Origin of the sequence: Bacillus sp. 3G2 (genome assembly GCF_044324725.1) — a bacterium.
Taxonomy (GTDB): domain Bacteria; phylum Bacillota; class Bacilli; order Bacillales; family Bacillaceae_G; genus Bacillus_A; species Bacillus_A mobilis.
In genome coordinates this window covers 2,326,475-2,351,022 of record NZ_CP172246.1, presented here as the reverse complement: position 1 = coordinate 2,351,022, position 24,548 = coordinate 2,326,475, and the positions used below count along the sequence as shown (strand labels likewise).

21 protein-coding genes and 2 pseudogenes are annotated in these 24,548 nt (G+C 32.6%); 5 read left to right on the top strand and 18 right to left on the bottom strand.

Annotated elements, in window-relative coordinates:
- Window positions 1-15: 15 nt before the first annotated feature.
- A pseudogene (locus ACHZK0_RS11975) lies at window positions 16-90 on the top strand (undecaprenyl-diphosphatase); the annotation flags it as partial.
- 7 nt (window positions 91-97) lie between these two features.
- Here ACHZK0_RS11975 and bla read toward each other — a convergent pair.
- Complete coding sequence (gene bla / locus ACHZK0_RS11970) at window positions 98-1,024, bottom strand: class A beta-lactamase Bla1 (protein WP_270343915.1); 927 nt, start codon at window positions 1,022-1,024, stop codon at window positions 98-100.
- Between the two features lie 224 nt (window positions 1,025-1,248).
- Window positions 1,249-3,378 (bottom strand): peptidoglycan D,D-transpeptidase FtsI family protein, encoded by a 2,130-nt coding sequence (locus ACHZK0_RS11965; protein ID WP_395761599.1) that lies wholly within the window; start codon window positions 3,376-3,378, stop codon window positions 1,249-1,251.
- Between the two features lie 349 nt (window positions 3,379-3,727).
- Between ACHZK0_RS11965 and ACHZK0_RS11960 the strand changes: the two genes are divergently transcribed.
- Entirely contained in the window at window positions 3,728-5,449 is a 1,722-nt protein-coding gene (locus ACHZK0_RS11960; protein WP_395761598.1) for a peptidoglycan D,D-transpeptidase FtsI family protein, read from the top strand.
- Between the two features lie 46 nt (window positions 5,450-5,495).
- Here the strand turns inward: ACHZK0_RS11960 and ACHZK0_RS11955 are convergent, their stop codons facing one another.
- The 5 genes and pseudogenes from ACHZK0_RS11955 to ACHZK0_RS11935 form a co-directional block, all read right to left on the bottom strand.
- Complete coding sequence (locus ACHZK0_RS11955) at window positions 5,496-6,323, bottom strand: hypothetical protein (RefSeq protein ID WP_061680420.1); 828 nt, start codon at window positions 6,321-6,323, stop codon at window positions 5,496-5,498.
- Window positions 6,313-6,846 carry an RNA polymerase sigma factor gene (locus ACHZK0_RS11950; RefSeq protein WP_395761597.1) on the bottom strand — a complete coding sequence of 178 codons (534 nt, stop codon included), beginning with the start codon at window positions 6,844-6,846 and terminating at the stop codon, window positions 6,313-6,315. The genes ACHZK0_RS11955 and ACHZK0_RS11950 overlap by 11 nt, the downstream gene beginning before the upstream one ends.
- Before the next feature lie 597 nt (window positions 6,847-7,443).
- A complete protein-coding gene (locus ACHZK0_RS11945) occupies window positions 7,444-9,414 on the bottom strand; it encodes a penicillin-binding transpeptidase domain-containing protein (RefSeq protein ID WP_395761596.1) in 1,971 nt (656 codons plus the stop codon).
- Window positions 9,415-10,008: 594 nt separating this feature from the next.
- Complete coding sequence (locus ACHZK0_RS11940) at window positions 10,009-10,629, bottom strand: SGNH/GDSL hydrolase family protein (RefSeq protein ID WP_270343906.1); 621 nt, start codon at window positions 10,627-10,629, stop codon at window positions 10,009-10,011.
- A 110-nt stretch (window positions 10,630-10,739) separates the two neighbouring features.
- A pseudogene (locus ACHZK0_RS11935) lies at window positions 10,740-10,862 on the bottom strand (acyltransferase); the annotation flags it as partial.
- 296 nt (window positions 10,863-11,158) lie between these two features.
- Between ACHZK0_RS11935 and ACHZK0_RS11930 the strand changes: the two are divergent.
- A complete protein-coding gene (locus ACHZK0_RS11930) occupies window positions 11,159-11,878 on the top strand; it encodes a CPBP family intramembrane glutamic endopeptidase (RefSeq protein ID WP_395761595.1) in 720 nt (239 codons plus the stop codon).
- Window positions 11,879-12,034: 156 nt separating this feature from the next.
- Here the strand turns inward: ACHZK0_RS11930 and ACHZK0_RS11925 are convergent, their stop codons facing one another.
- Both ACHZK0_RS11925 and ACHZK0_RS11920 read right to left on the bottom strand, forming a co-directional pair.
- Window positions 12,035-13,348: a D-alanyl-D-alanine carboxypeptidase family protein gene (locus tag ACHZK0_RS11925; protein ID WP_395761594.1), complete on the bottom strand. Its 1,314-nt coding sequence runs from the start codon at window positions 13,346-13,348 to the stop codon at window positions 12,035-12,037.
- 357 nt (window positions 13,349-13,705) lie between these two features.
- Window positions 13,706-14,365 (bottom strand): CatB-related O-acetyltransferase, encoded by a 660-nt coding sequence (locus ACHZK0_RS11920; RefSeq protein ID WP_270344362.1) that lies wholly within the window; start codon window positions 14,363-14,365, stop codon window positions 13,706-13,708.
- Between the two features lie 452 nt (window positions 14,366-14,817).
- On the opposite strand from ACHZK0_RS11920, the gene ACHZK0_RS11915 reads away from it, so the two are divergent.
- Window positions 14,818-15,288, top strand: coding sequence for a DUF5065 family protein (locus ACHZK0_RS11915; protein ID WP_270608444.1), 471 nt, complete (start codon window positions 14,818-14,820; stop codon window positions 15,286-15,288).
- A 567-nt stretch (window positions 15,289-15,855) separates the two neighbouring features.
- On the opposite strand, the gene pepD is transcribed toward ACHZK0_RS11915, so the two are convergent.
- The 6 genes from pepD to ACHZK0_RS11885 all read right to left on the bottom strand — a co-directional run bounded on the left by pepD (window position 15,856) and on the right by ACHZK0_RS11885 (window position 20,271).
- Window positions 15,856-17,325, bottom strand: a complete 1,470-nt coding sequence (gene pepD, locus ACHZK0_RS11910) for a beta-Ala-His dipeptidase (RefSeq protein ID WP_395761593.1) — start codon at window positions 17,323-17,325, stop codon at window positions 15,856-15,858.
- Window positions 17,326-17,467: 142 nt separating this feature from the next.
- The gene (spoIISB, locus tag ACHZK0_RS11905; RefSeq protein WP_262743444.1) at window positions 17,468-17,644 is read right to left on the bottom strand and encodes a stage II sporulation protein SB; all 177 of its coding nucleotides are present in this window, start codon (window positions 17,642-17,644) and stop codon (window positions 17,468-17,470) included.
- A 72-nt stretch (window positions 17,645-17,716) separates the two neighbouring features.
- Window positions 17,717-17,845 (bottom strand): hypothetical protein, encoded by a 129-nt coding sequence (locus tag ACHZK0_RS11900; RefSeq protein WP_000237818.1) that lies wholly within the window; start codon window positions 17,843-17,845, stop codon window positions 17,717-17,719.
- A 112-nt stretch (window positions 17,846-17,957) separates the two neighbouring features.
- Window positions 17,958-18,695: a type II toxin-antitoxin system SpoIISA family toxin gene (locus ACHZK0_RS11895; protein ID WP_270344190.1), complete on the bottom strand. Its 738-nt coding sequence runs from the start codon at window positions 18,693-18,695 to the stop codon at window positions 17,958-17,960.
- Between the two features lie 188 nt (window positions 18,696-18,883).
- Window positions 18,884-19,621 (bottom strand): 2,3-diphosphoglycerate-dependent phosphoglycerate mutase, encoded by a 738-nt coding sequence (gene gpmA / locus ACHZK0_RS11890; protein ID WP_395761592.1) that lies wholly within the window; start codon window positions 19,619-19,621, stop codon window positions 18,884-18,886.
- Window positions 19,622-19,788: 167 nt separating this feature from the next.
- Window positions 19,789-20,271 carry a MarR family winged helix-turn-helix transcriptional regulator gene (locus ACHZK0_RS11885; RefSeq protein WP_097818874.1) on the bottom strand — a complete coding sequence of 161 codons (483 nt, stop codon included), beginning with the start codon at window positions 20,269-20,271 and terminating at the stop codon, window positions 19,789-19,791.
- Window positions 20,272-20,374: 103 nt separating this feature from the next.
- Between ACHZK0_RS11885 and ACHZK0_RS11880 the strand changes: the two genes are divergently transcribed.
- Window positions 20,375-22,060 carry an alpha-keto acid decarboxylase family protein gene (locus ACHZK0_RS11880; RefSeq protein WP_395761591.1) on the top strand — a complete coding sequence of 562 codons (1,686 nt, stop codon included), beginning with the start codon at window positions 20,375-20,377 and terminating at the stop codon, window positions 22,058-22,060.
- A gap of 169 nt (window positions 22,061-22,229) precedes the next feature.
- Here the strand turns inward: ACHZK0_RS11880 and ACHZK0_RS11875 are convergent, their stop codons facing one another.
- The 3 genes from ACHZK0_RS11875 to ACHZK0_RS11865 all read right to left on the bottom strand — a co-directional run bounded on the left by ACHZK0_RS11875 (window position 22,230) and on the right by ACHZK0_RS11865 (window position 24,542).
- Window positions 22,230-23,012 carry a class I SAM-dependent methyltransferase gene (locus ACHZK0_RS11875; RefSeq protein WP_395761590.1) on the bottom strand — a complete coding sequence of 261 codons (783 nt, stop codon included), beginning with the start codon at window positions 23,010-23,012 and terminating at the stop codon, window positions 22,230-22,232.
- 292 nt (window positions 23,013-23,304) lie between these two features.
- Window positions 23,305-23,712, bottom strand: coding sequence for a VOC family protein (locus ACHZK0_RS11870; RefSeq protein WP_395761589.1), 408 nt, complete (start codon window positions 23,710-23,712; stop codon window positions 23,305-23,307).
- A gap of 119 nt (window positions 23,713-23,831) precedes the next feature.
- The gene (locus ACHZK0_RS11865; protein WP_262743473.1) at window positions 23,832-24,542 is read right to left on the bottom strand and encodes a class I SAM-dependent methyltransferase; all 711 of its coding nucleotides are present in this window, start codon (window positions 24,540-24,542) and stop codon (window positions 23,832-23,834) included.
- Between the last annotated feature and the right edge of the window lie 6 nt (window positions 24,543-24,548).

Genomic DNA, 24,548 nt, shown 5'->3' with positions numbered 1-24,548 from the left:
TTTACATGCTTATAAAAAAGCGATTCTTTTCACATTAAAAAGAATCGCTTTCCAAGTTCTTATTTTTCATTATTTTACATAAAGAATTGAGAGATTATTATCTAAGAGCCTTAACTATAACTTCAGTTGCCTCTGCAATGAGTTGATTATCATAGATAGCCTCTTTCTCATCTTTACTAGATAAAATTGCGATGATAATTGGTGCTCTATTCGGAGGCCAAACAATAGCAATATCATTTCTTGTCCCATAACTTCCAGCACCTGATTTATCTCCAACTACCCAGTCAGTTGGTACGCCTGCCCGAATAAGTTTGTCCCCTGTAGCATTTCCTTTCATCCACTCTGTAAGAATTTTACGTTTTTCAGCTGGAAGTGCATTTCCGACTGTAAAAGCTTTAAGATTCGTAGCAATTGCTTTCGCTGTACTAGTGTCACGATTGTCCCCTGGAATAGCCTCGTTTAATTCTGTTTCAAAGCGATCAGACATAGTAACCCGATCCCCGATCTGTCTAAGCGCTTTTTCATATCCTTTCGGTCCGCCTATTTTATGAAATAAAATGTTCCCTGCAGTATTATCACTGTAACGAACAGCAGCCTCAGCAATTTCTCCTAGTGTCATTCCCGTATCTACATGTTTCTCTGTAACAGGTGAATATTCCACTAAGTCTTCTTTCGTAAATTTGATAACTTCATTTAATGTATCAATTGAGTTTTGCTGTAGTAATACTCCTGCCGCTAAAGCCTTGTATGTTGATGCGAAGGCAAATCTTTCGTTTGGTCGATAAGAGATTGTTTGATTTGTACCAGTATCAATTGCGTATACACCTAATCGAGCATCAAATTTTTTCTCAAGTTGAGAAAACTCTTTATGTGTCGCCTGATTTTTATGTTTCACTTGTCCAGTCTTTTCTTTCGCTTCAACTTGCAGTGACCCTCCTGTAAAAGCTTCTAGGCTTGTAAGACTTAAACCTAATATACCAACACATATTCCTATTTTTAGTATCCTCTTATTTTTCAAAATCATCATTCCTTCCAAATTTTCAGTACCTATTTATACGTACACATAATAGACAATCACCGAAACAAATTTGTTCCATAAACTTAAAAAATTTATAACTAGTATGAGAGTGATTAACAAAATAAGAGATAGTAGCTATGATCGCATTTATCTCTTATTTCACATATCATTTTTTTACTTATAGATGGTTTTCTTTATATAAACAGGGTCTCTTCCCTGAAAAAAATACTCTAATTTTGCTTAGAACTACCTGTATTAGTAGCTTCACCATGTATACGTTGCTGTTTTAAATCAAAGTATACATCTAAAACTTCCTTTCCAATTATAGAATTAATTCCACTTTTATCGTTATGAAGCCACGGAACTACTACAGAAAAGGCTACTTCTGGATTATCATATGGAGCATATCCAACTAACGTTAAGTTGTAACATTCCATACGTTCCCCTTTCGCATTTCTACCAATTGGATCATCTCCACCATATACAGTTTGAGCGGTCCCCGTCTTTCCTGCTGGCTTGTATGGAGCATTTTTGAAATACTTCACACCAGTTCCATCACCTTCTTGGAATACCCATCTAAAGCCTTCTCTTATTCGATCAATTTGTTCTGTCTTCATATCAATTCGATTTAATACGACAGGCTCTATAGAACGAATAACTTTGCCAACCTCTTCTTTTATTGATTGCTCTCGTATTTCTTGTACAATTTGAGGTTGCATTCTATAACCGCCATTAGCAATCGTTGAAATATATTGTGCTAATTGCAACGGCGTATACGTATCATACTGACCGATAGAAAAATCTAGTAAAAACCCAGGCTGACTATCTACTTTTCTAGTTTGGCCAATTATTTCATTCGGTAAATCAATTCCTGTTGGCACGCCTAATCCAAATTGTTTAAAATAATAGCGCATCGTATCAAATGCTTCTTGTTTTATATCCAATGAACCATTTGGTACGTAATTAACGCCCGCAATTTTTAAAGCTGTCTGGAACATGTATACATTCGAAGATACTTGTAGCGCTCGTAAATCATTAATATTACCAAATCCGGATACATTCCACGATTTCTTAGCTTGTGTACCTTTAAATTTCATCGGTGCATCATAAAATTGATCTCCTGGTTGTATTGCCCCAGTCTCATATCCAGTTAATAAAGTTGCACCTTTTACAGCTGACCCTAGTTCATATGACGTCGTCATATTACCTAATGCCAAATCCTCGATTTCCATTTCCCCTTCTTTTTCTACTATCCTTTTGCCTGCCATAGATAAAATCTGTCCGTTATTCGGATTCGTCATAACAACAAAAGCTCGGTCCAATAGTGGCTCTGAACTCTTAAAAGCTCTCAAATTTTTCTCTAAACTTTCTTCCACTTTCTTTTGTAATTCCATATCAATCGTTAATGTTAAACTATTCCCACTTTTCCCTTTAGAAATTACTTCTGTGTTTATAATGTTTCCTGCTTTATCAGTAATGTTTTTCACTTCTTCTTTTGTACCGTGTAATACGTCTTCATATCGTTGTTCAATATAACTTTTTCCTACACGATCATTACGGTTATATCCACGTACCAAATAAGAATCTAAGTTTTCTTTAGGCAGACCTTCTTCACTACTCGTAATATTTCCTAATACAGAACGAAATAAATTACCATTTACATAATTACGTTCCCAATCAACCGTCGCATCTACTCCTGGAAAATTCGCAAGGTTTTCACTTATACGCGCATACTCTTCATCTGTTACATCTTTTTTAATAATTTGTGGTGTTAGTTGATAACCTGAACTCATTTTACTTTTAATAGCTAACACCTTTAAATCTTGTGCTGTTAATTCTGCTAATTCTACTTCTGTAACGCGACTTCGTCTTAAATCTTCTATTTTTTTATCTAACTCTTTTCCCTCTACTCCCTTTTCTTTAAACTTTTCTATATCCTTTTTCGTAATCATTGTCTCCGCACGTTTCGTATTCAACTGCATCCAAAAATCTTTTTTATCGATATCTGTTAATTTATTTATATCTTCTTCAGGCATTTCAAGTACTTTTGCCAAGTCTTTTGCTGTTTTTAAAATATCTTCACTAGTAATTCCCTTTACCCTTGTATACGTAATCGTACGAAGGGATTTATTATTAACAACTGTTTTCCCTTCTCGATCTAGTATTTGTCCACGTGGAACTGGAATGCTGGTTGTTGCATTTTGACTACTTTCTACTTGATTCTTATATGCCTCTCCCTCTACGATTTGCACTTTTCCTAGCTGCATAATAATAGCTGAAAATAATAAAAATATGCAAAGGAACATTATATTTAATCGTATAGATATATACGTCTTGTTCTTTCCTTTTTGTTTTTCCATAAATCCTCCATTTAATTCCTTATATGTTATATACCGTTGACCGATTATAAATATCGTTTCGACTTTTTTGCTAAATCCTTGTTAGCACCCATCCCTTTTCGTTTAGCTACGTAATTCATAACTCTCCTTTCCTGTTTTCTCTCTATTTTTTGTCGCTAGCATTAGAAATGCTAAACTATATACTGGCCCATATAAAACTTACACATAGATTTGCTAAAAACTTTTCATACTGATTATTCCTTTCTTCATGCTGTAATACTTAATAGACAACCTAAATAATAAAGTTGTTCCACATTTACAAAAAAAATAATTAACTATAAGATGAAATAAGCTAAAAAGGGAGGGTTTTATGTTACATACAAAAATAAAAAGATGGAGATTTATAGCGATTCTTTCTATTGTAGGTTTGATATTAATAATTTTGTTAAAAAGCCATTTCTTTTCAATTACTATCGAAACTTCTTCGGCCGAAAGAGGACAAATACTTGATCGAAATGGTGTAATACTAGCTACAAATAAGAAAGTTAAGTCTCTATATTGTACTTTTAATGATGAGAAGCTATCGAAACAAGATACAGCAAACACATTAGCTTTTTCCAATCAATTTTCAAGCGAGTTTCAACATGACATTTCTACAGAGGACATAAAATCTCAATTACAACAATCTTGTAAAAAGCATACTATGAATGATATACCGTTATACTCTGATATAACTGAGAATGAACTTGCATTCATAAACAAAAACAAACCCAATAATGTAATAATCAAAGATGAAGTGATTCGATATTATCCTAAACGTGAAATTGGTTCACAGGTAATTGGGTATGTAGAAAATGACCTTAATGTACCCGTTGGAAAAAGCGGGATTGAGCTGCAATATGAAAATGATTTAAAAGGAAAACCCGGAAAAACTCTTATTTTTAAAATGAATAATAAAAAGTTCTTATGGAACATGCAAAAAGTACAAAAAGGAAAAGATATCCGGCTAGCTTTAGACTCTAAGTTGCAGCAAAAAACAGAGGAAGCATTAAGATCTCAAATCAAGAAAATAACTGATGTTAATACTGGTTATGTTGTGGTAACCGATGTGAAAACTGGCGCAATTTTAACTATGGCCAATTCAGCAGTGTTTGATCCAAATACATTATATGAACAAGTATCAACTAAAAAAGAAAACATCAAATCACTTTCGCAAAATAAAGCAATTCAAAAATTAAAGTATGGTGAATCTTATGTAAATATGGCCTCAACTATAAAGCCACTTACTATTTTAATTGGATTAAACGAAAAGCTTTTTCAACCTGAAGATACTTATTTAGATAAAGGTACTTTTCAATATGATAATCAAAATAACATTACGAATGCACCTGGAACGCCAACAGGTGAGATTACACCGAGGCAGGCCATCATTAATTCATCTAACACATTTATGACAGCAAAAGTAGCGCTACCCTTATTCAACCAAAATAATGGGAATATAGAAAAAGTTGCACATATATGGACAGAGTATTTAAAGCAATTCGGCCTTCGTTCTAAAACTGGGATTGATTTACCTTTTGAAGAAGACGGACAATATGAATTCCATCCAACAAACAAGTTTGAAAATGGTATCTCCGCCTTATTAAATGCCTCTTGGGGAGGAAATGAAGTACACACTCCTCTTCAACTTGCTCAATATGCAGCAACTTTAGCAAGTAAAGGTGATAAATATAAACCTCAAATCGTAAGTGCTATTATTGATCAAAATGGTAAGGAAACCAAAAAGTTTAAACCAATTTTAGAAAGTTCAAATCGTTACCCGGTGAAATTTTGGAGTGTCGTGCAAGGTGGAATGAGCCAAAATATAGAGGAAATTAAAAACTTACCCTTTCATGTCGCAGGTAAAACAGGCATAACAGGTGCTCCGAATGAGCAAGAAAGAATGATAAACCATTCTCTTTTCATTGCATATGCTCCTACCGAAGATCCACAAATTGCCGTTTCTGTCGTTATTCCTGGTAGTAATTCAGAAAAAAATATTGCTGCTCTCGTTACCTCAGAAATTTTAGAGTACTGGAATACTCTTCAATAAGAGAATAAAAACATAGAGGAAGGTTCATTAAAGTGAACCTTCCTCTTTACCATATAGAATCTATATTCGTTATTTTCCATTTACCTTCATGATCCTTTTCGAACATGAAAGAATATTTAATATCAGTTAAAACATACTCTTTTTGTACATATCCAGTATTACCGCTAATTGTCGATACTTTTATATATCCATTATTCTGCACTTTTTCTGGAATCCAAGCTTTTACCATTTCATTAGATACTTCGTATAAAACTTGTGATTCTCGCTTTGGTTCAGCTAAAATTTTCGTTTTATTTCCAGTAACAGTTGCATATATATAATGCGCTTGCTTTGGTTCGTTACTTTCTGTCAATCCACTTGGTACTTTGTATGCTTGCTTTGTATCATTTGTAAATTCTCCCCCCATGGTAAGAGCAACTTGCAACTCATGAAAAATATCTTCATCAAATTTCAATTCATCCTTCTTATAACTCTTCCCTTTAAATAGAACTTCATCATTTAACGCTCTATACAAGTCATTTTCATTTTTTGAATTTGTACTTTGATATAATTCATTCATAAATTGTTTTAATGTTGGATCTTGAGCAGATTCATCTTTAGTTTTAGGCTTAATTTGTGTACTACTTTGGACCGGTGATTTATTATCATCAAGCCATGGTTGTTGAACGATAACAAATAACATTGTACAAACAAAAACAACTATAATAGGCAGAGCTTTTTTACGAAACGGTCTTTTATGTTTTACAAGATCCGCTTCATTATTTTCATATATAGACTGCTTTATTTTAAAAATAAACTCTTCTTCATCGTTACGATTCTCCATTGGGCCTTTTTTTAATTGTTTATACCAGTCAGGATTTTGTTTATTGTTCATCACTACCACCCTCCCCTATTAATTTTGAAACCTTACTTCTCGCTCGGCTTAATCTAGATTTAACAGTTCCAATGGATACCCCTAGTGTTTCAGCCATTTCTTCATAAGATAATTCATATTTTGCGTCTAAAATAATTATTTCACGGTGTTTTTTAGGTAGTTTTAAAACAAAATCCCACACTTCATTCATTTCCTCTTGCTTAAAAAACTCTCGTTCTGCCGATGGAGATTGCTTATCGTCACTAAAAAAACCTACTAATGATATCCTTTTAAAATAGGAGGATTTCAAATAGTTTATTGCTGTATTTCTTGTAATTTTTAATATCCACGTTTTAATAGATGACTCCTTTCGAAATGAATTCCAATTTTTAAATACCTTTATAAACACATCTTGCGTGATATCATCTGATAAGTGTGGATCTTTCGTAATAATAAATGAATAATTCCATACATCTTGCCAATAGTCTTTTATAACATAGTCAAGCTCATCATGAATACACTTTTCAATAAACGTCTCTTCCATTTCCACACCTCGAACTTATTTGAATAAAGATAAAACTGCCCTCACTTTTATTATGGTTTCAATATATAGACAAGATACAAGTTGCATTTGTTCCGTTCTTCATCTTTTTTTGATAAAAAAATCCTCCTAAAAATGTAAAGGTCTGCAATTACTTTCATAAAATAATCATCTATATATTCTTTTACATGACAGGCTCCTAACAACAAGTAAAGCATACAATGTTAAAAATACACTCAAAAAAAATCTGATTATTATTTGTGCATTTCACGCAACACTCCACTTGTATCACCTTTTTCTTAGAGCATACTTATTTGTGTGCTCTATTTATGTTTTACTAAATAACTGTTTTGTTAAAGTTTAAAATTCCCATCACTTGTCCCTTTCAATTTGTTTTACTCTTCTATTTACTATTAGCAATACCAACCTTTCAAAAATGAAAACAAAGATGAGTTATTATCTTTATTCAGCCACAACAAAAAAGCATTCTCGATTAAGGAGAATGCTTTTTCGAAACTTAATTGTTCTTTGTATTGCTCAATTTATACCTTCGTGTTAAGCAAACAATGAATATAGTAAAAGATTTCACCTTATAGTTACTTATTTTTTCTGAAAAACATGTTTTACTTTTTCGCCTGGAACGTTACTCCCCCCTCTTCCTTTTACATCTTCGATCATCATGGTAACGATCATGTCGGGCGCATTTGCATCAAAAGCTGCAAACCATCCAAGTTCTTTTCCGTCTGCTTCTTTCGACTCCTTCAGTTCTGCTGTACCGGTTTTACCAGCAAGAGTTATACCATCAACCTTAGCAATTCTCCCCGCGCCATCAGGGTCATTAATGACTTTTATTAATGCACTCTTTAATATCTCTTGATTCTTTTTAGAAACCACATTTTCTTTCCAATTCCCCGCTACTTTTGCTTCTTTTAAAAGATAAGGCGACGGAATATTCCCTTCATTCACAATCGGTGCATACGTTAATGCTAAATGAAGTGGTGTCATTAATACTTGTCCTTGTCCATATCCCGTGTCTGCTAGTTGAATATCATTTTTTATCCCATCTCTTGCAATGATTGAAATAGGAAATTCGTATTCGATTGGTAATTTTTCATGAAATCCGTATTTCTTAAATTCATTTACATACTGATTTTTTCCCATTTTCAAAGCTTGTTGAGCAAAATAAATATTATCAGAGTACTTCATTGCCTTATCAAAATCAATTGGACTAGCTTCCTTCACACGTGTTACATAATAATTTCCCCAAGATGAATCCTTTGTCCACTTCAATCCTTGAATTTTAAATTCTTCCTTAGGGTTTATTGTGTTTGTTTCCAAACCAATTGCACCTGTAATCGTTTTAAATACGGAACCTGGTACAAATGCTTGTGTGAAACGATTCATCATTGGTAGTTTCGAGTCGTTATTCCATGCTTCTCGTTGGGCTTTTGATGCGCCTCTAACTATTGTATTTGGATTATAAGCAGGGCTACTTACAAGTGCGATAGTTTCACCCGTTTTAGGATTGACCGCTGCACTTGATCCTGCTTCATTTTTCATCTCATTAAAGATTTTTTCTTGAATTGCAGCATCAATTGTTAACGTAACATTTTCTCCTTCTTTTGCTTCTTTTTTTGCTACGTTTTTAATCTCTTTCCCGTTCTCGTCTTCCATAAATACGCGTCCACCCTTTTCACCACGCAATTTATTCTCTAATATCTTCTCTAAACCAGTCTTACCCACTAAATCATCTGCTTGATAACCTTTTTTTTGAAGCGATTTTAACTCCTCCGCATTCACCTTTCCTATATATCCAGTTAAGTGTGCCGCCGCTTCTCCTAATGGATACGTACGAATATTTACTGGACGAGAGGAAACTCCTTCTAATTCAATATAATCATTCTGTCTAGTTCCCTCTTTTAAAATACCAATGGGTACAAATGAATCTGGTTTTATCCATTTTGCTGCGAGCTTCTGATCGACCTCTTCTATAGACATATCAAGTAATTGTGCTACTATTTCTTTCGTTTGCGCTGCCATTTCACCTAGTTTCTCTGGAATAATTCCAACCTCAGACGCTTTACCATTCGTTGCAAGCCCTTTTCCATTTCGATCATATATTTCTCCGCGTTTTCCTTGTTCTAGTTGCATACGTACTTTGTAATCTTTTTTCATACCTGGAAAAATGAAATCTGGTGTCCAATCTATTTTCCAAGATTCTTTTTCTTTCACAAGTTTTGCTTCATGGATAAATGAAGCTGGTCCTCCATCCGTATCCATCTTAACTTCAAAAAGAAAAAGTTCTTTATCTTTAGCATTCTCTCCTTTCGTTTTAACTTTTAAATTCTTAACGCCAATACCTTCATAGATTTTTTGATATTTTTCTGTAAATTCTTTTTTAGAAATCGATTTTTTAGCATGATCTGATAAATGATCATACATATTTGCAAATTTTTTATCGTTCCATAAATTGATATATTTTTCAAATGCTTGTTTTGGCGGTTCGTTTTTATTACATCCTACCAACATAACTGCGAAACAAACGAAAAGCAGCATCCATAATTTTTTCAATTCAATCTTCTCCCTTAGTTAAAAATATTTTTTCCTTTCTTGATATATTAAATAAAATGAAACTTTAATTAGTGGGGGTTTTGTTCATCCCCCATTGATTATCAGCCTTCACCAATCGGACTTTTACGGCCAGTTGATTCCCCACCTACCTTCTTTGCTGTCGCTGAATTTGAGGTAGGGGTCTTTACTGCCAGTTAAAGCGGGATAAAAAATGTTGTAACGCTTAATAGACAGTGTAAGTAATGAAATTGTTCCACATTTACACTAAAAATTTAATTTATGATTAAGCTGGATTAGAAGAGAGAAGTTTTTAAGCTCATACAAACAGAAGAAGCGGATATAATTAATGAACTTTATTATTAGTATTGTTTTAATAATTTCATTTAAAATATCTCTTAGTTTAGATTCTGCAATTCTATCTTTTTTGTATATATTTGATACAAAAAAGAACCCTTAAACAAAGGGTTCTGCAACAGAAAATATCAAAAATAAAAAGTTATTTAAACTATAATTTATAGGCACCCTATATCCTTCTTTTTCGTATTAAAAACCCCTGTGCAATATGTGCGACAGGAGTTTTAGTCATTCTACAACTTATTTAGAAGAGTCATGCACAGGTAAACTACTATGAATTAATTCAGCAACTTTTACATACCCCTTTGAATTTGGATGAATTAAATCCGCAGACCAAAGCGTATTGTCATTAACTAAAGGATGACTCCAAAAGTCAACATGATGAATCTTATACTCTCTACTCAGTGAACGTATAACATCATTTGCCTCTAATAATTGTTCCTTTATTACTTGTTTTTTTTCAGAAGCGAAAGGAAGCCTTACTGTAAAATCTGGAAGGTTTGCTATAATAATATCAGCTTCTGTTTTACTTAATTTATCTATCATACATTCCATATCATTCTTATATGCTTGATGATTCCAACGTCCTTTTAATACATCGTTTGCACCCGCAATTAGACTAACCAGATCTGGTTTAAAAGTTAATGCCTTTTCCAATTGCTGTGAGCGAATTTCTTTAGTTACTAACCCACGCTTTGCAAAATTAGCATATTCTATATCGTTTACACAAAGTTGAACAAAATGATCTACCCAGCTTTTTAATGCTATTCCCTCAACTTCATCCCCTATACCCTCTGTAAAACTATCACCAATCGCTACAAATCGCTTCCACATATGTAGTCCCCCTTTATTATTAACCATATCTATACTATACAATAGCTCACACCGTAATTGTTATTTCTAAGTGGTTTTCGATTTCAATTATATTCCATTTTATTATATTTACTAAAGAAATAAAATCTCTCTAGGCATTATACTTTTTTCAAAAAATTTGTTGTTCTTTGTTTTGACCAATTGATACATTTCTTTTCGATTAAATGATACGAAACTATAGAAAAAAGTAGTGTCATTGTAATGCACAAAATAATAAGGAATATAAATTCTTACAAATCTCTTAATTAAATATCCCAATAATTAGTTTGCCCCTTATTAGACACAATAACAGGAAAATTTAGTTTATATAATAATCGGCCATTCATTTGTAGAATCTATGGCAATACTCATACAGATCTTGCATAAATTAATGATATAATAAACCTTGATATTTTTTGGGTTTAACATAATTTGATTTTTTACTCGTCTTTAATCAATGGGAGTCTCAAATAATGAATGTCTCTATTTCATTAATCTTTTAAGAATAAAAATCAATTTTCCAGAAAGGAGATTATGTATGATAGGGATAGTGGCATTATTCATACTGTCATGGATTGCACTTCAAATCTTCGGAAAACAATCTCTCTCAGTATTAGGTTTACTGCCAACAAAAAAACGAACAAAACAATTTATTTTCGCATTCCTATTTACAAGTATGTTATGCGCGTTGGTACAAAGTATAGATTTCTTGATTACACATCAATATTGGAAACTCAATCCAACCTATTCATTTATGGATTTTCTCACAGTTTTTTGGTGGAATATAAAATCCGTTCTCTTCGAGGAATTCATTTTCAGAGGAGCATTACTATATATAATAATGCAAAAAATTGGAGAAAAAAAAGGGGCTGCTTTTTCTGCTATTTGTTTTGGTATCTATCACTGGTTTTCTTATGGATTATTTGGAAGTTTCATACCATTGATTCTTATCTTTTTAGCAACCGGATTCTCTGGTCTTGTCTGGGCTTATGCTTTTCAAAAAACAAAATCAATGCTATTACCCATTGGATTTCATTTAGGCTGGAACTTCACACTCAATCAAATTTTTTCAAAAGGTCCATTAGGAGATCAGCTTTTTATCTCTGTAAAAGGATTTGACTATGTCCATCTCGTAGGAATTCCTTCCTTATTTCATTTTTTATTACCCAACATAGCCGTGCCGCTCTTTACTTATTTATTCATTAAGTTTTATATTTGTAAAAATCAAACAAAATTAATAGCTTCTACACAAAAATAATTCAAAACTCAAATAAAAAGGAGCATGATAGCTCCTTTTTATGTTGAATCTCGTATTGATACTAAAAAACAGTATCCTTAATAGTTTTTCTAATAAGAATTTATAAAACTTCGAAACTCTTTTTTTCAGATTAATATTTAGTTTCATCCTATAAACTTAGCTTTTTACTATATCAACCGCACTATCCCACATACCGCTAAAAAATGATCCGATTTTACGCATAAAACGTGTAAACCAATTTGCTTGTTCTACATCAGATTTTGTTACAAGGTCTATTTGTAATGATTTACCTAATAAGAACCCAGGATCTGTATTATCTTTAGGCGAGATAATCATTTTACTTACTGTTACACCTTTTTTAATAGGCGCTTCTTGTTCTTTATTCGATACTTTAAATTCTTTTTTATAAACATCTTTATTGCCCTGTGACATTGGAAGTGAAACAGCTTGCTTCGTTTGAACTACTACATCTTTGTCTTTCGCATTTGCAACTCGCAAAGTTTCATACCCTTTTACTACTGCATCTTTTCCGTAGATATTCTTCACTTCAAAATTCGCAAATCCATAATCATATAATTTCTTTGTTTCATCAAAACGTGCTGTATGAGAGTTTGCTTTTATTACTACAGAGATTAGACGCATACCGTTTCTTTCTACTGTACCAGTGAAGCAATCACCGGCTTCTGGAGTAGTTCCTGTTTTCAACCCATCTACACCTTCGTATTGCTTAATTAAACCTTTTAACATCATGTTAAAATTCACCATATCAATTGGATACTTGCCACCCTTTTGAAATGTTTTTTTGGGGATTTTTGCTGTATCTAACATTTTGGGGAAATCTTGAACGAGACGTTGTGCTAAAATCGCACAATCTCTTGCAGACATTTTATTTTTCTCATCTGGAGTTGTCCCTTCTGGATGATGTCCTTTTAAATCATAGTTTGTTAAGCCTGTAGAGTTTACAAATTTATAATTTTTCATTCCAAACTCTTTTGACTTATCATTCATCATTTTTACGAAATCGGCTTCTTTTCCAGCAATTTCTTCAACTAAAGCAATTGTTGCACCATTTGCAGAGTAAATTGCCATTGCCTCATATAACTCTTTTACTGTATAAGAGCCACCATTTTCTAATGGAACGTTTGATAATGAGCGATCTTGTGAAATCTTATATGCATATTCAGAGATTTTAACTTTTTGATCCCATTTAAGTTTTCCTTTATCCACCGCTTCATGAACTAAGTATTCACTCATCATTTTCGTCATACTAGCAATTGCTAGTGATTCATCCGCATTTTTTTCATATAAAATTTTTCCGGAATTTGCTTCTACTAAAATTGCTGATCCTGCTTCTACGTCTAAAACAGGAACTGTTTCCGCTGATGCGCTCTCAAATGTAACAATTATGCTACAAAATAGTGTAAGCACTGTTACGATTACAATGAATTTTTTGTAAAACATACCTTTCAATTCTCTTACCTCCAATATCTTTGTACTCAAAAAAACGTTATTCTAGCATAATCACTATAAAAATAGACAATTTTATCAAATTCTATATACATATAAGACGTTAATTTCATATTTTTTAGGATTACAATGAATAGACAATCTAAATAATGCGTTTGTTCCACATTTACAAAAAATAAAACCAGTGTATCCCGATTAAATATCGAGACACACTGGTCTTATTAGCTATCAAGGATTTTAATTATTGAATTCAGCTATTTACTATACTCATACCAGAGATGAATTTTCCTTAGTCTAGACTATTAATTTTTTATAATAAAAAAACTACATCCTATATAGAATGTAGTTTCCTTCACAGATCTATCTATTTTTTATTTCCTTGTTATAAAAATCATATAATAATTCAATAGATGAACTAGATAAAAGCGGCATCGCCTTCTCAACTAATTCTCTATCCCAATCAAACCAACGCATTTCCATTAGCATATTCATTTCTGTATCAGTGAATCGTTTCTTTATTTCCTTAGCAGGATTTCCACCAACTATTGTATACGGCGGAACATCTTTACTTACGACAGATCCTGCTGCAACGATTGCACCTTCACCGATTGTAACGCCAGGCATTATTATAGCATTCATTCCAATCCAAGCATCACTTTTAATGACTGTATCACCCTTCGGTTCATATGAATATTCAATTTGCTCAGCGAATGGATATACTGTAATCCATTCTGAGTGATGATTATGATTACCACCCATTAAAATGATTACTCCACTCGCAATACAAACATAGTTCCCAATAATGAGTTTATCAAGATGCCATCCCATCTGTTCAATTGGATTGAACAGTGCTCGGGACTTAGCATCCCCCCACAAATACCTTACACAGCCATCTTCAAAATTTTGATGACCATAATAACCCGAATAATAGGAGTACTCTCCTACCTCAATAAGTGGATTTGTTACTATATCTTTTATATACTTTGTTTCTGACCAATGATTAAATAATGGATGCTTCATAACTTTATTCCTCGCTTCTAAGTATTATATATTTTGCTATTTACTTAGAAGCTTACTACGACTGCTACATTTTTTAGCTTTCTCAAACGACGAATCATTATATTCAAGCCTTTCTTTTATAATAAAAAAATCATAACTTGTTAAATTACATAAGTCAAATTGTAAAATTAAGTACTGAAACTTATAGTATGAATTGAAATTTAAACATTAAAACAATCGAGTTTTCAAATAACAAATACCAATTACATATGATAAAGATTTCTTAACTATACATCTAACTTCTTTCCTGTATTAGCCGTAACTTCCTCGATTTAGTTTTATTATTCATTAATTTGTCAGATAAATCAATAAATGTTAATATAATTATAGAAGATATTATCATCCAGTAGATTTCACGGCTAGCTTTTCACAAAACGAGTTCTGAATCCTTTATTAATTAGGAGGTTTAGAAGATCAAACTTTTAAAGCAATCAACAATTATTGGCGTATTGACTGTTGGAGGATTTTTATTTTCGAATACAATCGCTACACCCCCACCTGTGTCTGCACAATCGCAACTTACACAAAAAGTATCACCATTTTTAGATAATTGGCAGTGGCAAAACTATTTTTTATTACATCATAATGCAGATTTTATAGAAGAGTTAGCAGTTGGTGACTTAAAGCATGGAGATACATTCGATGTTACTATATATACTGGTGGTAAAGATACTGGTATTGTAAAAATATATCAATTAAGTGGAAATGAAAATGACAAAATAAACTTGCATAGATATAAAACTATTTATGACTCAGGTCTAAAACATGATTATGGTAGATTTGTAACACCTATTACTAAGGTTTATACTCCAGGAACATATGTAGCTGTTATGAAACTTGGAGAAAATTATTATTATGGGGGCAGCTTTAAAATCTCAAAATAATATATATTTATCTCACCAGTAAACAAAAACTATTTTAAAAACTTCTCTATCTTATATAAGATAGAGGAGTTTTTTGATTCTTCTATCCTTTTAAGATTTAAAAAATCCTTACTTTCTTTATAAATTATAATTTTCATTCAATAATTGTTTCCACCTCTTTTAGTACCACAATTCAATATGCAATATTGCATATTTTATATGTTCACTCTTTAAAAATGTGATAATTTATTTATAAAAATATTTAAAAATAATATTGAAAGGAGAATATTAAATGTCTTTCTATTCTTGGTCTCCTCTTATTTTCTTAATAGTTGTTGCAATTATCATTTCTATTCAAAAGGCTAAGAAACAATAATTTATTATTTGGAGGTGTAAAGATGTCATTTGCAGCATGGAGTGCAATTTTTATGACTTTAATCGGAGCAATAACTGGAGCAGCCTTTGGTACAATTTCCTCGAGAAATAAAAGCAAAAATTAAATACTAACGTAAAAATAAATCTCTAATAAAACTCTATACAAAAAAGTAGCCCATAAAATTTTATAGGCTACTCTTCATTTTATGAATATTATTTAGCTAATTCTTTCGTACCCTTCATTACATCAACGAAGAATCCCCAGTTATTCACAACAGAAGAAATACTAATATGCTCATCTGGAGTGTGAACGTTGAAAATATCTGGACCGAATGCAATTGCATCTAAGTCAGGCATCTTTTGAACGAATGCACTACATTCAATACCTGCGTGTACAGCGAAGATTTCAGCATCTTTATTGTATTTTTCTTGATGCACTTTTTCAAATAAATTACGAATTTGTGAATTCGGATTGTATGGCCATTCTGGATACTCTGACTCTATTTCAAATGTTGCACCAACTAATTCGGCAATACATTTAATTTCATCTGCAACATGTTGTTTTAAACTACTCACAGAACTTCTCACTTCGTTACGTAATTTAATTTCATCTTGCAACGTTTCAATAACACCTAAATTTGTTGAACTTTCTACTAATCCTTTAATATCCATGCTCATACTTTGAATGCCGTTTGGAATTAAAAATAATGATGAAATAAGTTGCTTTTGTGTCTCTTTAGCAAATACTTTTTCTACTTTCTCATCCAATTTTGTAAGTGTAACGTGAACATCTGGATCAACAGCACGCATTTCTTCTTGTAATACTCTTGTCCAAGATTCTAGTTTTTCTTCTACCTTCTCTACATCTTCTGTACGTAATACAATTGTAGCTACACTTTCACGTGGAATTGCATTTGTTTTTAATCCGCCGTGAACTTCACTTATATCAAAGTGAATATTTACTGATAAATCATGTAATACTCGTCCTAATACTTTGTTCGCATTACCGCGTTGTTTATCAATTTCCATACCAGAATGTCCGCCTTTTAAACCACCAACATATAGACGGTATGCATCCATATTCGCTGGCGCTTCATCCCAAATCACTGAAATTGTTTCAACAGCTTTCGCACCACCTGCGCTACTTACAAGTAATTTATGATCTTCTTCAGAATCAATGTTAATAAAGATTTTTCCTTCAAAATGATTTGGGTCAACAGCGAAAGCCCCACCCATTGTCGTTTCTTCTTCAGTAGTAATAACTACTTCAAGTGCTGGATGCGGAATATCTTTTGAATCTAATAATGACATTGCATACGCAACAGCAATACCGTTATCAGCACCTAACGTTGTTTGATTTGCATATAACATATCCCCAATAATTCGTAATTCAATTGGATCTTTTTCAAAATCATGTACGGTTGCTTGGTTTTTTTCACATACCATATCCATATGACCTTGAATGATAATAGCTGGTACATTTTCATAGCCAGCAGTTGCGTCTTTTTTAATAATGACATTCATTGCTTCATCTTGAATCACTTCTAAGTTACGCTCTTTTGCAAAGCTAACTAAATAATCACTAATTTCCTTTTCATTACCCGATCCTCTAGGAATCTTTGAAATTTCTGCAAAATGATAAAATACAGGGTGCTTTGTTAATTGTTCTAAAGTAGAATACATTTTTAAGCTCCTCTCAAAATGACAAAATAATATGTAAGTCTCTTATCATTATACCATGATTCGTTACTTTCCCTTTCTATTTCATACCTTAAAACCTATTCGTTAAATATTTAATCGTATAAAAAAAGAGAAAGAAAATGCACTATGCATTTTCTTTCTCTTTTTTTGCTTTCATATATTTTGAAGTACTATTATTCATTAATTTCTCTAACCGATTTATATTTTCCGTTAATGCACCTTTCACAAGAGAGAAATCTGTATTTGGTTCTTCTTTTTTTTCTTTAAAAAATGAAGACTTTTGTACATTGACTTCAGCCATCCCTTCTCCCCCTTTTCAAAAAGATACAATCTTCTATTTATATTATATAGCAAATGTAGAAAGAGTGTACACTTATGATTTTCTTTTTAATTCTTCTTCTAATTCTTCTACTTGTTGCAAAGTATCTCCTTTTATTAAAGAGAAATCTGTTGTATCTTCATTGTCTTCTTTAAAAAAATCATTGTCATAATCTTTTACCACTACGATCACCTCTACATGCTAGTGTAGGAATGATTGTCCAATTTTATTCAACTTTGTTGGATTTTGTTTTTAATTTATGTATAGAAGAAAAGGACAGAAAAAGATTCTGTCCTTATTTACTAAAATAACTATGATGTATTGTTAAATTATATACATTTTCAAAATCCCGATCTTGCAGATTATTTTTCTTCCCATCAATAACAATGAAAACATCACTTACTATTTTTGCTGGTATAATCCCGACATTTTCTACTTGCACCGCTTTCTGCTCATTCAATTGCTCGATGTGTTCAAACGGAACAATCGTACTAAATTGAGAACGGATACCGCGAAAGTTTGTATTTAATTCCTTTGCCGCTTCAAATACAACAATTTTCGCTCCAATTTTTTCCCCGTATGAATCTAAAAATACATTTAAGCTTTTTGTATATTCTTCTTCCGTATGCCACTCCATTGTACCGAATACTGCTGGATTGACATTTTGAATAATTGTTGTGTAAATTTCTCCTCTTGCTTTAGAAGCAATTAATGACCGTTTTATCGATTGAACTGTTTTGCCGATATCGCTAAATTTCGCTCCCCATATTTCTGAAATATTAGGTGTTAAAATAAATGCGATATCAACGAAAATAACCATTGCAGTGAACATTAAAAGATTTTTCCAGAGGGTTAAATCAATTCCTTTTATCATGAAATACACGGTGACTGATATTATAAACAACCCATACCAAGTCTTTCTAATACGTTGCTTTTTCTCCTCATACAACTCTTCATTTCTCCAGTAAAAGAAAACAAGAACGAGAAAAACGATTGCTAAAATAAATAAGCCGATTCGAATGTTAGAGATCACCAATGACATCACCCTCCATTCAAAAACTACTCACGATATCATTACATGCACAAGCAGCTCTCTTTATGACAAAAGACGTGGACAAGCTTCTAAATTTAGCAATATCGCATATACATTAGAAGGTACCACGTCTTTTATCATGAATCTACATTGTATATGTAGACAAGCATACGTTTCAAATTTTCATGTTAAAAAGAAATATGTTTCGGAATTTCCCCTTCAGGTACTTCTCCATCCATACTTAAGTAATAATGACGAATTGGACGTAAATCTTCGTCTAATTCATACACAAGCGGAATGCTCGTTGGAATATTTAATGAAACAACACCATCACTTGAAAGGTTATCTAAGAATTTCACTAGCGAACGAATCGTATTACCATGCGATGAAATAATTACCTTTTCTCCATTTTTTAATGACGGCGCAATTTCTGAATGCCAATAATCAAGTACTCTTTTCTCCGTATCCTCTAAACATTCAGTCAACGGAAACTCACCTTTTTTAAGTGTTTTATATCTTGGATCATTCGCTTCATACCTAGGATCATCCTCAGTAAGTGCAGGTGGTCTTACATCAATACTTCTTCTCCAAATATGAACTTGCTCCTCACCATATTTTTTCGCAGTTTCATCTTTATTCAATCCTTGTAGTGCTCCGTAATGTCTTTCGTTTAATTTCCACGATTTATGTATAGGCACCCAAGTAAGATCCATCTCATGTAGAACTATCCACAGCGTCCGAATTGCTCGTTTTAATACCGATGTATAAGCAACGTCAAAAGTATATCCATTTTTCTTTAATATCGCTCCTGCTTCTCTTGCTTCACTTAACCCATTTTCTGATAAATCTACATCTGCCCATCCTGTAAATCGATTTTCAAGATTCCATAAACTTTGTCCGTGACGAATAAGTACAAGTTTTATCATAATAATTCCCCTCTCGGAAATGTGAATTTTATTGTTCCATTGCGTACACGTATAAAGTATCTAGTAATGTATCTTTTTATCCATTCACTCTATAATCAAACCATAGTTGCCAAATGTATGGATAAAATTTGTTCTTTTTCAAACTATAAAAACAGATATATTTCTTATTATTTTTGATCGATTACAACTTCTCGTTTTGATATCCAAGCATCAAAACCTGATCGACTATTTGCCATTTCATTCATAACTTGATGCCAATTTTCTTCACACGATTCACCAAATTTTGAAAAAATAGCACTCATTTGTTGTCTTTGTACATCGCTCAGTTTTTTCTCTAAATCTACACCTATTTCTGTTAAAGATAACTGTTTCACACGGCGATCATGTGTAGCTTCATTACTCTCAATTAAACCCTTTTCCACAAGCTGTCGTAATGGTCCGTGAAGAGCTTGTTTACTTATTTCTAGCATTGATAATAACTCATTTACACTTATCCCTGGAAATCGTGCGATAAAAAATAAAATTCGGTGATGTACTCGTTGTATGCCATACTCTTTTATAATTTCATCTGGCTTTTCAGTAAATGTTTTATATGCAAAGTAAAATAATGCTAATGCTTCATTCATCTGTTCTTCTTTATGTTGTGTCATCTACTTTCCCCCTGTATGTAAATTATACCACAATCCAGTAATCAATATTTTAATGAACGCATTGGAACTTAGTCTATTGAAATATTCATTGCAAAATTAGGAGATGATTCACTTGAAAACGCAATATACTGTAAGTACATATTTACTAGACCGACTAAGCGAATTAGGAATTGAACATATTTTTGGTGTCCCTGGTGATTATAATTTGGCTTTTTTAGATGATGTACTAGCACATGAAAAGCTAAAGTGGATTGGTAATTGTAATGAATTGAATGCGGCATATGCTGCAGATGGATACGCTCGTATAAAAGGAATCGCCGCTCTTATTACCTCTTTCGGTGTTGGAGAATTAAGCGCACTTAACGGCGTTGCTGGGTCATACGCAGAAAACGTACCAGTTATAAAAATAACTGGTACGCCAACAACTAAAGTAATGGAAAATGGAGCACTCGTTCATCATACGTTAGGTGATGGAAAGTTCGATCATTTTTCCAATATGTATCGAGAAATCACGGTGGCACAAGCAAAATTAACACCTGAGCATGCAGCTGAGGAAATTGACCGTGTATTATGTGCATGTTGGAATGAAAAACGCCCTGTTCATATTCAATTACCGATTGATGTGTATAATAAACCCATTAATAAACCTACGGAACCAATTTTACATAAACCGATTTTAAGTAATAAAGAAGCAGTAGATAAAATGCTTCTACATGCAACTTCAAAAATAAACAGTGCCAAAAATCCTGTTATTTTAGCTGATTTTGAAGTAGCTCGTTTTCATGCGGAAGAATATTTGCATCAATTCGTAGAAAAAACTGGGTTTCCTATCGCAACGTTAAGTATGGGAAAAGGAATATTCCCTGAAAAACACCCTCAATTTATAGGAATTTATACTGGTGATGTTAGTTCTCTATACTTACGAAAAAGAATTGATGAATCTGACTGTATTATTAGTATTGGCGTGAAATTAACTGATACTATTACTGGCGGCTTTACACAAGGCTTTGCGAAAGAGCAAGTAATAGAAATCCATCCCTATACTGTGAAAATTATAGATAAAAAATACGGACCTATTGTAATGAAAGATGCTTTACAACAGTTAAGTGATGTAATCGAACATCGCAAAGAAGAAACACTTGAAATTAAGCCGTTTATTTCAGAATCACTATCGATTACTGAAGAGTTTAATCCAAAAGGACAAATAGTTACACAAAAACGTTTTTGGCAGCAAATATATCATTTCTTACAAGAAAACGATGTTTTAATTGCAGAGCAAGGAACACCTTTCTTCGGTAGTGCCACTATCCCTTTACCGAATAACACTACATATGTAACTCAACCATTATGGGGATCAATCGGTTATACATTACCTGCTCTACTCGGTACACAGCTCGCTAATTTATCTCGGCGTAACATTTTAATTATCGGTGATGGTTCTTTCCAATTAACTGTCCAAGAGTTATCGACTATACTTCGTCAAAATTTAAAGCCGATTATATTTTTAATTAATAACAATGGATACACTGTTGAACGTGCAATTCACGGCCAAAACGAACCGTATAATGACATACAAATGTGGGATTACACAAATCTCGCAAACGTATTCGGATCAGAAGAAAAAAGTCTAACTTGTAAAGTGGAAAATGAAATAGAGTTAGCAGAAGTCTTAACGAATATAACTTTACATAAGAATCAACTCATCTTTATTGAAGTTGTAATGAGCCAAGGGGATCAGCCTGAATTGTTAGCTAAACTGGGCAAAAGATTCGGCCAGCAAAATTCTTAATATAAAAAGCATAACCTAATTATACAATTGATAGTGTAACACTTGTTTTGAGAATAGTTTTGACACTCAAAATACATAAGGAATAGGATGGAAAGCGCCATCCTTTTCCTTATGTATACTATTTTAAGAACCTTCTTCGACTAATACCCCTTGTGACAAGTCAAAATTCTTAATCCATCTTTAATTTTATAGCTTTTGTAGAAATAAAGGTTTTAATATGCTTATCTAATATCCTTGTTCCACCAAAATCATCCTCATAAAAGCCTGTTATAACAAAACCAGCTTCAATTTGGCCTTGGATTTGGTCTTCTAGAGTATGCGCATATTCTATTGTTTGATTTGAATTGATGTAATCTTGAACTTCATCCTTTGGTAAATAATCCAATGTTGATGAAGGAATTGAATGTTTAACATCAAGAATACCTTTTTGTTCTTGGTTATCATCAAAAATCCATAGTAACGGATTTGTAAATCCAGAAATAAGAATGCCTTTATTCTTTAAAACCCTGGAAACTTCATTCCATACAAGATGAATATCTTTTACAAACAAATTAGAAACAGGATTTACAACAATATCAAAATATTCCTTCTCAAAATCACTCAGGTCTGACATATCTCCTTGTACTGTTTTTAAAGTTAAACCATCCCGCTGTGCTACCTTTTCATCTTGTTCCAGTTGCTTCTTAGATATATCAGTAACTGTTACATCTGCTCCAGCAGCAGCTAGAACAGGTGCTTGTTGCCCTCCACCTGATGCTAAGCACAGTATTTTTAATCCCTCTAAAGACTTTGGAAACCAATCTCTAGGAACAGATTTTTCTGTAGTGACTGTGATTTCCCATTCACCTGATTTACTTTTTTCAATAACCTCGCTACTTACTGGTTGCGTATATCTAGAACCTTCTTCAACCTTTTTATCCCATGCATTACTGTTTTGTTGAGTTGTATCCATTATAACTATTCCCCCTAGCTATCTTGTTATATTTTAAATGTAAGGTCATTTACTATTTATGCTTTTCTTTTTCTATTAACCTAACCAATAATTAATACATATTTTTCTATATTTATATTAACAGATAAAAAGTAGTAAGAAAAATAAAATATTCTAAATAGAAAAAATACAAATTTATTTAAAAAAATAAAAAGGTGTTCCAAACCTGTTGACGCTTGGAACACCTTTTTATTTGTTGTTTAAATTTTTAATCTCTTAACTACAACCATTAAACAAATCAATTACAATTTATTTATTCCACAAGCGTTAACTGCCAAGACACACCATACTTATCATTTAACCAACCAAATTTTTTACTAAACGGATAGGCACCTAAAGGCATAAGTACTGCTCCATCCTCCGCTAATTTATTAAAAGCCGTTTCAATTTCTTCTTCCGTATTACAAGTTACATAAAGAGACATAGCTGGTGTAAATGTAAAATTATGATTTACATAACTATCTATGCACATGAATTCTTGCCCATGTAACGTAAACGTTGCCTGAATTACAGTACCCTCTTTACCAGGTCCATTTTCATCGTAGCGAGAGATACTTACAATTTCTGATTGATCAAATAGTGATGTGTAAAAATTCATCGCTTCTTCAGCTTTGCCTTCAAACATTAAAAATGTAGTGATTTTTTGATTTGTAGTACTCATACAGAGACAACCCCTTGTTATGTATTTATGCAAAATATACATCGGTCAGCAAAACCGAACATATTTTCCCGTAAGTGTATTGTCTATAAAAACGATGAGTTTGTCAATTATCTACTTTCTTATTTCTTCTTAAATAATGCTGTCCAAAGAAATGATTCTCCAAACATAGTATTTGGTTGTTCAATTTGCTTCATTTTTCTAATTTCAATCACTTCAAATCCCTTAAATACCTCTCTTAATTTCTCTTCCGAATAAGCAAGACCACCTTGCAGACTCCATCCTCTATATACGTCCCAATCTGTTATTTCTGAGCCATTTCGCTCATCTAAATCGCCTGCCGCAAAACATGTTAATCCGAAATAACCACCTGATTTCAATGAGTTTTTAATTAAATCCACATAATTTATTCTTCTATGTGGTGGAATATGATGTAAACAACCCGAATCGTATACAAAATCAAATTCATTTTGGACCTCTAAATTAAAAATTGAATCACAAATAAATTCAATTTCTATCCCTTTTGCTAAAGCCCGCTCTTTCGCCCATTTAATGCCTTCTATAGATAAATCCACTGCCGTTACATCAAACCCTTCATTTGCTAGATAAATTGCGTTTCTACCCGGACCACATCCAAGTTCTACTACTTTTCCTTTTGAAACCCAATTTTTATTTATATACGAAACTAGGTTCTCATCTGGAACGTTTTCAAAAAACGGAACATCTTTTTCTCTATTCGCATAAAATTCATTCCAAAATGGTTCTGCTGGTCTTAATAATGAATCAAGCATTTTAATAATATCTTCTTGATTATGCAACGTTTCATTTTTCACTTGTAT

Coding starts and splice junctions, on each gene's coding strand:
- ACHZK0_RS11885 (WP_097818874.1), bottom strand. CDS start 20,271: ATGACACAACATAAAGAAGAACAGATGAATGAAGCATTAGCATTATTT.
- pepD (WP_395761593.1), bottom strand. CDS start 17,325: ATGTATTCTACTTTAGAACAATTAACAAAGCACCCTGTATTTTATCAT.
- bla (WP_270343915.1), bottom strand. CDS start 1,024: ATGATTTTGAAAAATAAGAGGATACTAAAAATAGGAATATGTGTTGGT.
- ACHZK0_RS11930 (WP_395761595.1), top strand. CDS start 11,159: ATGATAGGGATAGTGGCATTATTCATACTGTCATGGATTGCACTTCAA.
- ACHZK0_RS11965 (WP_395761599.1), bottom strand. CDS start 3,378: ATGGAAAAACAAAAAGGAAAGAACAAGACGTATATATCTATACGATTA.
- ACHZK0_RS11940 (WP_270343906.1), bottom strand. CDS start 10,629: ATGGTTAATAATAAAGGGGGACTACATATGTGGAAGCGATTTGTAGCG.
- spoIISB (WP_262743444.1), bottom strand. CDS start 17,644: ATGGCTGAAGTCAATGTACAAAAGTCTTCATTTTTTAAAGAAAAAAAA.
- ACHZK0_RS11920 (WP_270344362.1), bottom strand. CDS start 14,365: ATGAAGCATCCATTATTTAATCATTGGTCAGAAACAAAGTATATAAAA.
- ACHZK0_RS11960 (WP_395761598.1), top strand. CDS start 3,728: ATGTTACATACAAAAATAAAAAGATGGAGATTTATAGCGATTCTTTCT.
- ACHZK0_RS11875 (WP_395761590.1), bottom strand. CDS start 23,012: ATGGATACAACTCAACAAAACAGTAATGCATGGGATAAAAAGGTTGAA.
- ACHZK0_RS11870 (WP_395761589.1), bottom strand. CDS start 23,712: ATGAGTACTACAAATCAAAAAATCACTACATTTTTAATGTTTGAAGGC.
- ACHZK0_RS11955 (WP_061680420.1), bottom strand. CDS start 6,323: ATGAACAATAAACAAAATCCTGACTGGTATAAACAATTAAAAAAAGGC.
- ACHZK0_RS11880 (WP_395761591.1), top strand. CDS start 20,375: ATGATTCACTTGAAAACGCAATATACTGTAAGTACATATTTACTAGAC.
- ACHZK0_RS11950 (WP_395761597.1), bottom strand. CDS start 6,846: ATGGAAGAGACGTTTATTGAAAAGTGTATTCATGATGAGCTTGACTAT.
- gpmA (WP_395761592.1), bottom strand. CDS start 19,621: ATGATAAAACTTGTACTTATTCGTCACGGACAAAGTTTATGGAATCTT.